Here is a 13571-nt window from a genome sequence, read left to right on the forward strand (position 1 = left end):
TGCGCGCCACACCCACCGTCGTCGTCCCTGCGAAAGCAGGGACCCATGACCACAGGGTTGTGTTGTGAGAGTGAGCTGCGGCCCCGGCGTCGCGCAATAGTTCTCATTCGTGGTAATGGGTCCTGGCCTTCGCCAGGACGACGATGAGGATGGTTCTCGATTCAAGTTGTTACACCACCCGGTGCATCTACTGCTGTCGTCCCGGCGAAGGCCGGGACCCATAACCACCGCATTTGATCATGAACGGGATCGTGGCCCCAGCGTCGCGCAACAAGTCTCATTTGGGGTAATGGGTCCCGGCCTTCGCCGGGACGACGATGAGGAATGACAGCTCATCTAATCCGCTCCGTCGATGATCACAAAATCCCCATCCGAATATTTCTGCCGGATCGCCTTCGCGGCCTGATATTCCGGGCAGGTGTAGCATTCCATCGCGGTGGCGCGGTCCTTGAATTCGATGACGAAGTTGCGCTGGCGCGTTGCGCCTTCCATCACCTCATAGGGGCCATTGCGCACGATGAAGTTGGCGCCGTACTTCTCGAACACCGGGATCGCGGCGGCGAGATATTCGGGATAGCGGGCTTCATCGTGAACCGTGACGTGCACGATCCAGTAGGCTTTCGGCATGATGGGTCTCCGGCTGACGCGCGCTTGAAGAAACTACGGCGCACCTCCTCACGAGATGCGCCACAGCATCAGAAAATTCCGGAGGCCGAGATTCAATTCACGATCGCGCGGGTGTTGTGTGACGTGCCGGTCAATTGCCGCCCGCGAGCCGCGCGCTTGCAGACGTCGCTGTGACGACGTCACGGACCAGATCGAACACGCCATCCGCTTCGGTCGGCATGTTCGGCGAGCGGCCGAGCCGGACGATGACGAGGTGCTGCGACGGCACGATAATCACATACTGCCCGATCGTGCCCTTGGCGAAGAAGGCATCGCGCGGCCAGCCGTGCGCGACCCGGTAGTTGGCGCCAAAGCTGTCGCCGAGATCGGTCCAGAACCCCGCGCCGATGCCGACCCAGGCGTGCGGCGTTGGCGATGCGGAATACTTGACCCACCCCTCAGGCAGGAGGCGCTTGCCGCCCGCCACGCCGTCATCGAGGTAGAGCTGGCCGAACCGCGCCCAGTCGCGCGCGCTCGCCATCATCGCGCCCGATCCTTCCGGCGTGCCCGCCGCATCGAACTGCATCACGACATTGCGCATGCCGAGCGGTCCGAACAGCTCCTCACGGGCGAAGCGCATCACATCAGCCGCATGCCCGCCGACGGCGTTGCGGATCAGATGCGAGAGGATCAGGTAGTTGCCGTCGTGATAGTTCCAGACCCGGCCGGGCGCGCTCTCCAACGGAGCGCTCTCGGCGAAGGCGGCCATATCCGATTCCACGAACTTCATGCGATTGACCGGCTCGAGCACGGATGCCAGCGACGCCTGCAGCGAACTGCCGAGTGCGAGCCCCGCGGTGTGGCGCAACAGCTGATCGACCGTGATCGCGTGCCGCGGATCTTTCGGATCCTGCCAGGCTGCGATCGGTACCGGCCGATCGACCGCCAGCTTGCCGTCGCGCACCAGGATTCCGATCAGCGCCGAGATCACCGATTTGGTCGCGGAGAAACCGAGCAGCGGCGTGTCGGTGCCGACGCCGTCGGCGTAACGCTCGGCGACGATGCGGCCGTCCTTCATCACGACAACAGCGCGGGTGCGGCGGAACGGCGGCTCCGCCGGTTCGGCAAAGGCGCGGTCGATTGCGGCCGCAAGCTGCGGGGTTTGCGGCGCGACGAGCGCGGGGCCGGCGATCTCGGGCTGCAGCGCGGCCTGCGGCCTCAAAGGCGGCAACGCAGTCTCGCCCAGCGTCTCGCCATGGTCGAGCGTGCAGCCCATGCCCTCGCGATAGACCGCATGGCCGCGGCCGAGCCCGAACAGCGTCACGGTGACGTCCTTGCGATCAAGGTCGACCTCGGTGTCCATCGCCCAGGTGAGCAGGCCGGCGCCCGGCATCGCGTCCGTGGTCTCGGTCAGGTTTCGCCTGGGGTCGAGCCCGCTGACGAAGGTCTCCGAGCAGACGACATTGGCGACGAAGCCCGTCGCGACCTCGGGCACATCGCGGGCGCGGGCGGCGGACAGCGCCAACGCACCGAACGCGGTGGTGGCGGCGAGAATGAGAAAGAGCTTTCGACGGGTCATGGGATCCTCCGGCAATGCGCAATGCGTGCGTGGCCGGGATCAGGCCGCAGGGGGTGCAATAGCGCTCGCCGGATTTGGAAATCGGGCTGGCCGAGGATTGGCGGCCGCTCGCCGATTCTGGAATCTTTCAATAATTACAATGCACTGTGAACAAGGCGCCACTTCCCTTCTCCCCCTGTGGGAGAAGGTGGCGCGGACGAAGTCCGCGACGGATGAGGGGTCTCTATCCGCGGCGACAGACCCCTCACCCGGCTTCGATGCTACCGCATCGAATCCACCCTCTCCCACAAGGGGAGAGGGTGCGGCGGTGCATGCGGCGCCAATTACACCGCCTTCAGCTTCCGATACTCCGTCGGGGTCACGCCTGTTGTCGCCTTGAAGGCGCGGTTGAAGGGGCCGAGCGACTGGAAGCCGGCGTCCATCGCGATGGTGATGACCGGGACCTCGGCCTGCGCGGGGTCGGCGAGCGCGGCCTTGGCTTCCTCGATCCGGTGGTTGTTGAGGAAAACGTTGAAATTGCGGTAGCCGAGCCGCTGGTTGATCAGCCGACGCAGACGATACTCGGGAATCTTCAGCCGGGTCGCCAGCGTGCCGATCGTGACGTTGTCGTGGCGGTAGATGCGCTCGTCCGCCATCAGCCGCATCAGGGCATCGACCAGCTTGCGGTCAGCCGCCTCCTCGGCCGCGGCCGGCTTCGTCAGCACGACGGCCTCCGCCGGCACCGTGAACAGGTCGGCACCGTCGACGCGCATCATCGCCCAGGTGATTGCGGCCACGATGGCGGTGAGCACGGCCGCGTTCATCAGGTTGGCCCATTCCACTGTCACGCGGCTGCCGGCATAGGCAATCTGAAGCAGCGCATTGAATCCGCCGTACAGCGCAGACGCAGCGACGATGAAGACGCGAACACGGCGGCGACGCTCGACCAGATCCGCCGACCATGATCCGATGGTTTGCCCCACCGCGAGCGCAACGAAGACGAGCGTGAGCGAATTGACCATGGTGATCGCGAGCCGCGCGTGACCGGCGGGTGCAATCCACATGCAATTGACGAAGCTGTAGGCCACGACCGCAGCCCAGATCAGGCCGTGCCACCAGCGCAGCTGAAACGCGTCATCGAACAGCGCGCGCGTGAACAGCCAGAACACCACGATATCGCCGGTCGAGAGCGCGATCAGCGGCGCATGCCAGTCCGAGACCGGCGGCCCGGCACCGATCGACGCGGTCACCGCATGCGCGGCCGAGCCGAGCGCGAAAGCGGCCGCAAGGCGCCCGGAAAGCGCCTTGCGAAAATCAGTGAGCAGCAAGGCGGCAAGCACCAGCAGCAGCGCCACGCTGGCGCTGCGCAGGCAGAGTTCAAGTGCGGCCCAATGTGAAGCAGCCGATATCATCGCCGAACAATCGTCGGTCGGACATGGTTTTTCAAGATGGCTCGCGCTGCCCGCGCTGACGCGACGTCACCCAGATATCGACCACATCGCCCTCGAGCCTGCCCGGCCCCTCGTTGACCGCGCCGAGTCGCCGCGCCACCGCCTGCGAGGCGACGTTGGCCGGATCGATGCAATGGATGATGCGGTCGACCGTGAAGTTGTCGAATACCCAATCGATCGCGGCGCGCGCCGCCTCCACCGCATAGCCTTTGCCGCGGTGCTCTTTGGCAATACCCCAGCCGACCTCGAAGCCCGGCCATTCCGGCGGAAAATACGGGCCGACGCGACCGATGTAGCGGCCGGAGGATTTCTCCTCGACCGCGAACATGCCGAAACCGTGCAGCGCCCAGTGGCCCGAGATGACGGCGGCGTTGCGCCAGCCCTTCAGCTCCGACGTGACCGGCTGATGATCCGGCGTGATGAAGCGCGCCGTCTCGGGATCGGACAGCATTTTCGTGTTCTCAGCGACATCGGATGCACGCCATGGCCGCAGGATGAGCCGCGCGGTCTCGATCACGGGACCATCGACCTGCAGCAGTCTTGCGCCGGGCTTGATCAGAGAAACCATCACTGGCTCCGGTTTCCAAGTTTGTACTTGCTGCCATCGAGAGCAGGTGCAAGCCACAAGTAATTCGTCGTCCCCGCGAAAGCAGGGACCCATAACCACCGATGTGTGTTGCTAGCGAAAGCTGGAGCTCCAGCCTTCGTAACATAAGCATCGGTGGTTATGGGTCCCGGCTCGCGCGGAGCCTGTCATCGGGCGGCGCTTCGCGCCGACCCGTTGGCTTGGCCGGGACGACGGATAGAGAGTATGATCGCAGCAAAAGAATATCATCGTCACACTACTGTAAGGAGTCCGACATGAGCTGGCAGCCCTCGACCGATCCCGAACTCGGCGATCCCAAGACCTGCGACGCGCTGGATCTGATCATCGTGCCGCGCACCCGCGATCTCGGCGACGGCTTTGCGATGCGCCGCGCGCTGCCGCACGGCAAGCGGCAGATGGTCGGGCCTTTCATCTTCTTCGACCATTTCGGCCCCGTGCAATATCTCGCCGGCAAGGGCATGGACGTGCGGCCGCATCCGCATATCGGGCTCGCCACCGTCACCTACCTGTTCGACGGCAGCATCATGCACCGCGACAGCGAGGGCAACATCCAGGAGATCCAGCCCGGCGCGATGAATTTGATGACCGCGGGCCGCGGCATCGCGCATTCCGAGCGCACGCCCGACGTGCAGCGCCGCGACGGCCAGAAGATGCTGGGCCTGCAAAGCTGGATCGCGCTGCCTGCGGGCAAGGAGGAGATCGCGCCGTCGTTCCAGCATTATGGCGCGGGCGACCTGCCGATGATCTCCGAGCGCGACTTCACCGCGCGCATCATCGCCGGCTCCGCGTTCGGTATCACCTCGCCGGTCAGCATGGTCTCGCCCTGGTTCTACACTGAAGTGACCGCGAAGGCCGGCACCTCGGTGCCGCTCGACCCCGATCACGAGGAACGCGCGATCTACCTCGTCGACGGCGAGGTCGAGATCGCGGGCGACCGCCACGAGGGGCCGCGGCTCCTGATCTTCCGGCCCGGCGACCGCATCACCGTGAAGACGCTGCGGCCGACCCGCATGATGTTCCTCGGCGGCGACGCGCTGGAGGGGCCGCGCCACATCTGGTGGAATTTCGTCTCGTCATCCAAGGAGCGGATCGAGCAGGCCAAACAGGACTGGAAAACCGGCCGCTTCACGCAGGTTCCGCACGAACACGAGTTCATTCCGCTGCCGGAGTGAGCTATTTCCTGTGATAGGCTTGAACGCCCGCACGCCTCGTGTGCGGGCGCTCGTCTTTGCAAGCCACCTATTTTGAGAAGCCACCTAGAAAGATCACGCCATGACCGCGATGCTATCCAGCGATTTGCCCCTGCCCCGGATCGGCCGCGGCAAGGTGCGCGATATCTACGCCGTCGGCGACGACCGCGTGCTGCTGCTGACCACCGACCGGATCTCGGCGTTCGACGTGGTGATGGCAGAAACCATTCCGATGAAGGGCGCGGTGCTGACCCAGATCAGCGCCTGGTGGTTCCGGCAGCTCGAGGGCACCGTGCCGCATCACATGATCAGCGCCGATGCCGACGAGATCATCCGCGCGGTGCCTGAACTGAAGGATCATCGCGCCGACATCCTCGGCCGCGCGATGTTGTGCAAGCGCACCACCGTATTCCCGATCGAATGCGTGATCCGCGGCTACATCTCCGGCTCGGCGTGGAAGGAATACGCGGCCGAGGGCACCCTCGCCGGCGAGAAACTGCCGGCCGGCCTGGTCGAGAGCCAGCAGCTCGAACCCGCGATCTTCAGCCCGGCGACCAAGGCCGAGGCTGGCCATGACGAGAACATCACGGTTAAGCGGGTGCGCGAGATCGTCGGTCCAGACGACGCCGCGACGCTGGAGCAGATGGCGCGCGACGTCTACGGCTACGGCGAACAGACCAGCCGCGCCCGCGGCATCATCATCGCCGACACCAAGTTCGAGTTCGGCCGCGACAAGGATGGCCGCATCATCCTGATCGACGAGGTGATGACGCCGGATTCGTCGCGCTTCTGGGCGGTCGATGCCTACAAGCCGGGCCAACCGCAGCCGAGCTTCGACAAGCAGCCGCTGCGCGACTATCTCGACGTCGAGCGCCGCGCCGGCCGCTGGAACGGCGACGCCCCCGCCCCGCCGCTGCCGGCGAGCGTGGTGGATGCAACGAGCAAGCGGTATCTGGAAGCGTATCGCCGCGTGACCGGCAGTGAACTGAAGGTCTAGCGGCATCGCCGGCGCGTTCGCTCTGTCACCGTCACCCCCGCGCAAAGGCTTCGCCTTTGTCGCTGGAGGAGGCCGCAACGCGGCCGTCTCGAAGGGTCGACGGCCCCGGTGGTGGCCGTGCATCCTTCGAGACGCGCGGAGCCTGTCATCGGGCCGCGCTTCGCGCGGACCCGTTGGCGCTCCTCCAGCGACAACGGCAGAGCCGTTGCGCGGGGATGACGGGGGGAGAGGCCGGGTGAATCCCATTCACCTCTGTTGAAGACAAACCTTTTGTCGCGACGTCCACCGCGCTGCACTCTCCGACCAAACGGAGAGCTTCACGATGCGGCAATTGACTTATGTCGGCGGCAACAAGGTCGAATGGTGGGACGTTCCAGCGCCGAGGCTACAGGACGACCGCGACGCGCTGGTGCAGCCGCTCGCGGTGACGCGCTGCGATCTCGATCTTGCGATCGTGCACGGCCGATCGGGCCTTGCAGGTCCGTTCGCACTCGGACATGAGACCGCGGGCCGCATCGTCGACACCGGCGGCGCGGTGAGGAATTTCGCGCCCGGCGATCTCGTCATCGTTCCGTTCCAGATCAGTTGCGGCGCCTGCGACCGCTGCCGGCGTGGCCACACCAATGCCTGCACGACGGTGCCGTTCCGCTCCTCCTACGGGTTGAAGCCGGTCTGCGGCGTGGAATATGGCGGCGGCCTGTCCGACCTGATCCGGGTGCCGTTTGCCGATCACATGCTGGTCCGCCAACCGGAAGGCCATGACCTGTCGCAAACGGCGGGGCTGGCGGACGGCGCAACCGACGGGTTCAGCGCCGTGGCGCGCTGGCTCGCGCAACGGCCCGGTGCCGACGTGCTCGTGATCGGCGGTTTCGCTCAGTCGCTCGCGCTGTTCGCGGTGCAAGCGGCGGTGGCGCGCGGTGCGGGCCGTGTCGTCTATCTCGACGACCACGCGCTGCGCCTCGCCAAGGCGAAGTCGCTCGGTGCCGACGTGATCGAAGCGCCCGCCGGCCTGGCGATGGAGCCGCCCGGCCTGTTCCCGATCGTGATCGATACGGCCGCGACCGACGCCAGCATGCTGCTCGCGCTTCGCGCAACCGAACCCAACGGCATCTGCCAGCGCATGTATGGCGACTTTGCAGAGACGACGCCGGTGCCGCTCCGGCACATGTACGGCATCGGTGTCACGCTGAAGGTCTCGCGCGTCAATGTCCGCGCCGAGCTGCCCGAATGCGTCGCCCATGTTGCGGCAGGCCATTACCACCCGGAGCACGTGATCACCCGCCGCGTCCGCTTCGAGGATGCGCATGAGGCGATCGGCGACCCGACCATCCGCGTGGCCTTCGTTCGCGATGGCATAGCCTGACGGAGACCGTTAGGTTGGCTCCAACCAACAAACGAAGGGAGCGCCCCATGCCTGATGCCGATACCGTGCTCGTCGAGCGCGACGGTCCTGTCACCATCATCTCCATCAACCGTCCGCACAACCGCAACGCCGTCGATGGCGCCACCGCGCGCAAGCTGTATGACGCGTTTCTCGCCTTCGACGCCGATGCGAGCGCATCCGTCGCGGTGTTCACCGGCACCGGCGGCTATTTCTGCGCCGGCGCCGATTTGAAGGCGGTGGCGGCGGGCGATCCCGAGAAGAAGCGCGAGGTCGGCGGCCACGACACCATCGCGCCGATGGGACCGAGCCGGCTGCGGCTCTCGAAGCCGGTGATTGCCGCGATCGAAGGCTTTGCGGTCGCCGGCGGCATGGAGCTCGCGCTGTGGGCGGACATGCGCGTCGTTGCCGAGGACGCAACCTTCGGCGTGTTCTGCCGCCGCTTCGGCGTGCCGCTGATCGATCTCGGCACCATCCGCCTGCCGCGACTGATCGGCCATTCGCAGGCGATCGACCTGATCCTCACCGGACGCCCGGTCGGCGGCGCTGAAGCGCATCGGATGGGACTCGCGAACCGATTGGTGCCGAAGGGCGAGACCCGCGCGCACGCCATCGCGCTCGCCAAGGACATCGCGAGATTCCCGCAGAACTGCCTGCGCGCCGACCGGCTGTCGGCGCTGCGGCAGTGGGACCTCGACGAGGAAGAGGCGATCAGGAACGAGATGCGCGGCGGGCTCGAGGTGATCGCCTCGGGCGAAACGTTGTCGGGCGCGGCGCGCTTTGCCTCCGGCGTCGGCCGTCACGGCGCCTTCGGCAATGAGGGCGGCCACGGCTGACACGCACATCTCGCGCGCGATCGCCTTGCCAAACCGCACCATCGCCGTGCTGCGTCGCTGAAGATGCGTAGCCCGGATGGAGCGAAGCGCAACCCGGGGTTATCGCCGCGCGGCGGCATGGGTCCCGGATTGCGCGTCGCTCCATCCGGGCTACGAAGATGAGAACTACAGCAATCCGCGGCTTTCGCTCGCTGCGAGCTCGGCCATCAGCGCCTTGTCGTCATAGCGCGCCAGCGAGAGGCTGCGGGCGAACGCGGGTGCCGGCGCGCCGACCACGGCGCGGGCGCAGAGATCGCCGGTGGCGCAGGCGCCCATCGTGCCGTAGCCGGAGAGCGCGGTGGCGAGGAACACGCCCAGCGTCTTCGCAGCCCCGATCAGCGGCCAGTTTTCCCTGGTCATCGGATAGTAGCCGCCGTAATGCACGCGGTCGCGCGGCAGCGCGCAGAGATAGTGCGCGAGCTTTGGCTGCAGCCGGCTCGCCGCACGCAGCACGACTTCGGGGAAATAGGGATTCAGCTCCGGCTCGCGGACCGGCTCCGTGGTCTGTTCCGCGTTGAAGGCCCAACCGAGCTTGATCCACTCGCCGTGATCGCCACCGTCGGGCCGGCAATGGATGCTGCCCGGCATCGGCGCCAGCAGGCGCGAAAATTCCGGCGCCGCTGACAGCGCCTCGCGCTCGTCATCGGACCAGGCCAGCGTCTGGCCGTCGAGATCGATCGCAAACGGCATTTTGCGATCGACCGCGCGGTTGCGGTCGGCGAACGCGATCTTCTGCTGCAGCACGTTGACGATCGGCAGCTCTTCGCCATGCATCGCCGCGATATGCGCCGCGAACGGGCCCGCGGCATTGACGATGATGTCGGCCTTGATGGCCTGCCGCGCGCCATCGGCCAGCACATCGACGACGAAGCGATCGGTCTTCGCGATGCCGAGCACTTTGGCCTGCTGAAACTGCGCGCCCAGTGGCCGCATCGTTTCCAGCATGTACTGGCCGAGTTGCTGGCCGCTGATGTCGCCCGCGCGGCGGATATGCAGCGCCGTCGCGACGTCCTTATCGAAGGTCGGGTAATGGGCCTGGATCAGATCGCGGCCGAGCAGAACGTCGACACCGTCGGGCGCGCTCTGCCAGTCCGCCGAATGCGCCGGCAGGTAGCCGCGGCTTGCCCCCTCGTGCAGGCGGATCAGCTTTTCGGCCTGCGCGCCATAGCCGGCATGGAGTTGCTGCAGCAATTCCTCGGGCTTTTCCTCGCGCGTGACCAGAAGATAGCCGCGCCGGGTCATGTGGATGCGGTTGTCGCTGCGGCGCGCGATCTCCTCCATCAGATCCGTGGAATGGTTGGTGAAGTCGGCCATCGTCGGATGCGGCCACCAGTTGCGGTAGTTCTCGCCGGACTGCGCCGAGGTCAACGCCATCGGCTGGCCTTCGTCGACAATCAGCACGCGCAAACGCTTGTGCTGAACGGCGAGGTAATAGGCCGCGGCGATGCCGACGATTCCCGCACCGATCACCAGGATTTCGACGTCATTGGTCTTCACGCGCTCTCTCCTGCGGCCGCGTAGCGCGGCCCGCGATCACTCACATTGTCTGAACGACGATCAGGCAGGGCGACCCTCGCCCGCATCCCGCAACGCCTGGCGCTGCGCCGAGCGCAGCGTCTTCTGCGTCTCCTCGATATGGTCGCGCAGCAGCCGGACCGCCTTCTTGACCTCGCCGTCGCGGCAGAATTCGAGCAGCCGGTAATGCTCGCGCTGCGGTCGCTCCTTGCCGGTCGCCTGCGACACCAGCGCCCGGGTGAAGCGGCCGACATGGCCGTAATTCGCCTCGATCATGCCGAGCAGGCGCGGGCGATTGCACGGCGCGTAGAGCGTTGCGTGGAATTTCCAGTTGAAGGCGCCCCATTGCGCCGGATCGGGCTCGGCATCGTAGGCGCGGAGGATTTTCGTCGCCGCCTCGAGATCGATCTCGCCCATGGCCGGGATCGCCAGGCGCAGCGCGTGGCATTCGAGCGCGATCCGGATCTCGAGCAGTTCGATTACCTCGTCGATCGAAAGATCCGAGACCACCGCGCCGCGGTTGGGCAGGAAGGTCACAAAACCCTCGGCCTCGAGCTGGCGCAGCGCCTCGCGCACCGGGATGCGGCTGGTCCCGAACCGCGCGGCGAGCTCGTCCTGACGCAGCTGCAATCCGGGCGCGAGCTCGCCCGAGCTGATCGCGGCCCGCAATGCCTCGCGCACGGCGTCCGGCGCGGAACCGTGCGGTCCGGTCCCTCGATGACTGGTGACGGTTGCGGGTTCCATCCGGCTCTCTCTCGCTGTGCCGCGACGACCAGGATATCCGATCTGCCTACGATTGTATAAAATTGGTTTCCCGGCAATGTCTGTGTATAAAATCTTGCCTCATAGTATCCACATCGTCAGCGTTCGCGAGCACCCGATGCATCAAGCCACCAAGCGATTGATCTTCCTAGCTTTTCTTGCAGCGGCGACATCCGCCCCGGCACAGGCCCAATCGTCCGGCGGCACCCTGGCCAAGATCCGCGATGCCGGCGAAATCCGGCTCGGCCACCGCGACGTCTCGGTCCCGTTCTCCTATCTCGACGACAACCAGAAGCCGGTCGGCTTTGCGATGGACCTTTGCACCCGGATCGTCGATGCGGTGAAGGCCGAGCTCAAGCTGCGGGCGCTGCAGACCAGGCTGCAGCCGATCCAGCTCTCCACCCAGATCCCGCTGATCGAGAACGGCACCATCGACATCGTCTGCGGTCCCGCCACCAATACGCTGGAGCGGCAGAAGGTCGTCGCCTTCAGCAACACGATCTTCGTGTCGAGCATCCGCGCGGTGGTGCAGAAGGACGCGCCGATCAGGACCTTTGAGGATCTCGGCGGCCGGCCGGTCTCGCTGACCTCGGGCTCGACCTCGATCGGACTGTTGAGCGCACGGGCCCAGGAGAAGAACTTTCAGACCAAGAACATCCTGACGGCGGACCACGCCGCATCGTTCCTCGCGCTGACCACCGGGCGCAGCGAAGCCTTCGTGATGGACGACATTCTGCTGGCGAGCCTGATCGCCGGCAGCCGCAACCCTGCGGACTGGCGCATCATCGACGACAGCCTGCGCACCGAGCCTTACGGGCTGATCATCCGCAAGGGCGATCCGGAGTTCAAGGCGCTGGTCGACAAGACGCTGGTCGCCATGATGAAGAACGGCGAATTCCAGGAGCTCTACGCAAAATGGTTCACGCGGCCGATCCCGCCGAAGAACGTGAACCTGAATTTTCCGATGACGGCGCCGCTGAAGGATGCCGTCGGCAACCCGAACGACAAGGGCGTGTGAGGCAATCGCCGGATCGGCGGCGGATCTTTCGCAACACGGCCGCGACGACTGAGCGGCCACCGCACACCAGCGTGCGGCGCGCGATGGCCCCTCGGCTTTTCTGCTAGAGCTTTTCCCGTTCCGATGGAATCGGAACGGGGCTCTAGATTCTTGTTTTGACGCGTTTTCTTCACGCGAACCGGTATCCACTTCGCTCGAAAACGCTCTAGAAATCCACCGTCGTGGAAAGCCACAGCGTCCGCGGCATGCCGCTGATCACATAGCCCGTTGGATTGCCGATCCAGTAGTGTTTGTCGAACAGATTGGTCAGTGACGCCCTGAAGGTGGTCGGACGCCCCGCGAGGGTCGTCGCGTAGCGCGCACCGATGTCGAAGGTCGCCCAGGCGGGAACGCTTTGGACGTTGTCGGCACTGACATAGGCCCGGCTGGTGTAGATGGCACGCGCCGTCGCGGTGAGGCCGGGCACGAAGGGCGTATCCCATTCGACACCGAGATTGCCCTGCAGGTCGGGCGCGCCGATCGCGTGATTGCCGTCGTAGAGGTGTCCCTGCGTTTGGGTGAGCCGGGCATCGAGCCAGGTCACGCCACCGAGAACGCGGACGCCGGGCGCGACCTCGCCGAATGTATTGAGCTCGATGCCACGGTTTCTCTGCTCGCCATCCAGACTGTAGATCTTGGTGACGGGATCGATCACCCCGCTCGGTTGGCTGATCTGGAACGCGGCAAGGCTCGCGCCGAAGCCTCCGAGATCGAGCTTGGTGCCGACCTCCACTTGCCGCGTCTTGAACGGCGCAAACACCGCATTGGTGTTCGCCGCGCCGGAAGGCGGCGTCGGCCCCGGCGTCAGCCCTTCGATGTAATTGGCATAAAGCGAGAGTTGCTTGATCGGCCTCACCACCAAGGCGATCGAAGGCGACGTCGCGCTATCGTCGTAATGCGTTGTTTCCAGGCCGCTGACCGGATTGAAGCTGCTCGCGATCACCTGCTGCTGGCGCGCGCCCACGATCACCTCCAACAGGCCCCCCATCGTCGTGATGGTGTCGGCAACACCGACGCTGCGCAGCCCGAGGAAGCCGGACTTGCCCTCCGGGAATGTCGATACCGGCGTGCCGGCGGTCGTCAGCAAGGTCGGTCTGTAGATGTTCGTCAGGTAGGCCGCGTAGTTGGTCTGCCCGAGCCAGTCCGTCCGGTTTTGCGCGCTGCCGCTGACCACGACCTCGTGGCCGATGGGACCCGTGTCGAAACGCGCGCGTATGCCCGCCTCGCCGGAGGCGCCCTCCGACTTGCCGGTCTGGAACCGTGACGTGCCCAAGGCATCGCCTGCGCTGTTGAGCAGCGTGGCACCGGGATCTTCCTGCTTGTCGTAGCGGAACTGGTTGCCGCCGATCGCGCCAAACACGGTGACGCTGTTGCTGAGATCGTATTCGGCCCTGGTCAAGCCGGTCAGGCTCTGCGACCGCGCATAGTCAAACGGCTGCGCGAGATTGATACGCGGATCGGGGGCGCTCGGCATGGCGATGCCGGGCACGGGCGTGTAGCCGCGCTGGGCCGCCTTCATCCAGTCGTCCTGGGAGATGATGTCCGCCGACCAGCGAAAGCGCTCTCCATGAT

The 13571-nt window shown here is 65.7% G+C and carries 12 protein-coding genes; 5 read left to right on the forward strand and 7 right to left on the reverse strand.

Annotation, left to right across the window (positions count from 1 at the left end; all coding sequences use genetic code 11):
• Window positions 1-336 precede the first annotated feature (336 nt).
• From PMN64_RS25915 to PMN64_RS25930, 4 genes are all read right to left on the reverse strand, one after another.
• Window positions 337-627, reverse strand: a complete 291-nt coding sequence (locus PMN64_RS25915) for a DUF1330 domain-containing protein (protein WP_411782679.1) — start codon at window positions 625-627, stop codon at window positions 337-339.
• Window positions 628-757: 130 nt separating this feature from the next.
• Window positions 758-2185 (reverse strand): serine hydrolase domain-containing protein, encoded by a 1428-nt coding sequence (locus PMN64_RS25920; protein ID WP_411782680.1) that lies wholly within the window; start codon window positions 2183-2185, stop codon window positions 758-760.
• A 323-nt stretch (window positions 2186-2508) separates the two neighbouring features.
• Window positions 2509-3576, reverse strand: coding sequence for a helix-turn-helix domain-containing protein (locus tag PMN64_RS25925; protein WP_411782681.1), 1068 nt, complete (start codon window positions 3574-3576; stop codon window positions 2509-2511).
• Between the two features lie 31 nt (window positions 3577-3607).
• Window positions 3608-4183 carry a GNAT family N-acetyltransferase gene (locus PMN64_RS25930; RefSeq protein WP_411782682.1) on the reverse strand — a complete coding sequence of 192 codons (576 nt, stop codon included), beginning with the start codon at window positions 4181-4183 and terminating at the stop codon, window positions 3608-3610.
• Between the two features lie 293 nt (window positions 4184-4476).
• On the opposite strand from PMN64_RS25930, the gene PMN64_RS25935 reads away from it, so the two are divergent.
• The 4 genes from PMN64_RS25935 (at window position 4477) to PMN64_RS25950 (ending at window position 8626) form a co-directional block, all read left to right on the forward strand.
• Window positions 4477-5394 (forward strand): pirin family protein, encoded by a 918-nt coding sequence (locus PMN64_RS25935; protein ID WP_411782683.1) that lies wholly within the window; start codon window positions 4477-4479, stop codon window positions 5392-5394.
• 100 nt (window positions 5395-5494) lie between these two features.
• The gene (locus PMN64_RS25940) at window positions 5495-6409 is read left to right on the forward strand and encodes a phosphoribosylaminoimidazolesuccinocarboxamide synthase (protein WP_411782684.1); all 915 of its coding nucleotides are present in this window, start codon (window positions 5495-5497) and stop codon (window positions 6407-6409) included.
• Window positions 6410-6731: 322 nt separating this feature from the next.
• Window positions 6732-7772 carry a zinc-dependent alcohol dehydrogenase gene (locus tag PMN64_RS25945; RefSeq protein ID WP_411782685.1) on the forward strand — a complete coding sequence of 347 codons (1041 nt, stop codon included), beginning with the start codon at window positions 6732-6734 and terminating at the stop codon, window positions 7770-7772.
• A 47-nt stretch (window positions 7773-7819) separates the two neighbouring features.
• Complete coding sequence (locus tag PMN64_RS25950; protein WP_411782686.1) at window positions 7820-8626, forward strand: crotonase/enoyl-CoA hydratase family protein; 807 nt, start codon at window positions 7820-7822, stop codon at window positions 8624-8626.
• A 165-nt stretch (window positions 8627-8791) separates the two neighbouring features.
• Here the strand turns inward: PMN64_RS25950 and PMN64_RS25955 are convergent, their stop codons facing one another.
• Together PMN64_RS25955 and PMN64_RS25960 are read right to left on the reverse strand one after the other, a co-directional pair.
• A complete protein-coding gene (locus PMN64_RS25955; protein ID WP_411782687.1) occupies window positions 8792-10162 on the reverse strand; it encodes an NAD(P)/FAD-dependent oxidoreductase in 1371 nt (456 codons plus the stop codon).
• Window positions 10163-10222: 60 nt separating this feature from the next.
• The gene (locus tag PMN64_RS25960) at window positions 10223-10924 is read right to left on the reverse strand and encodes a GntR family transcriptional regulator (protein WP_411782688.1); all 702 of its coding nucleotides are present in this window, start codon (window positions 10922-10924) and stop codon (window positions 10223-10225) included.
• Window positions 10925-11060: 136 nt separating this feature from the next.
• Between PMN64_RS25960 and PMN64_RS25965 the strand changes: the two genes are divergently transcribed.
• Window positions 11061-11960, forward strand: a complete 900-nt coding sequence (locus PMN64_RS25965) for an amino acid ABC transporter substrate-binding protein (protein WP_411782689.1) — start codon at window positions 11061-11063, stop codon at window positions 11958-11960.
• 205 nt (window positions 11961-12165) lie between these two features.
• On the opposite strand, the gene PMN64_RS25970 is transcribed toward PMN64_RS25965, so the two are convergent.
• A partial coding sequence (locus tag PMN64_RS25970; RefSeq protein ID WP_411782690.1) for a TonB-dependent receptor occupies window positions 12166-13571 on the reverse strand: 1406 nt, incomplete at its 5' end.

The organism is Bradyrhizobium sp. UFLA01-814, from assembly GCF_046718885.1.
GTDB lineage: Bacteria > Pseudomonadota > Alphaproteobacteria > Rhizobiales > Xanthobacteraceae > Bradyrhizobium > Bradyrhizobium elkanii.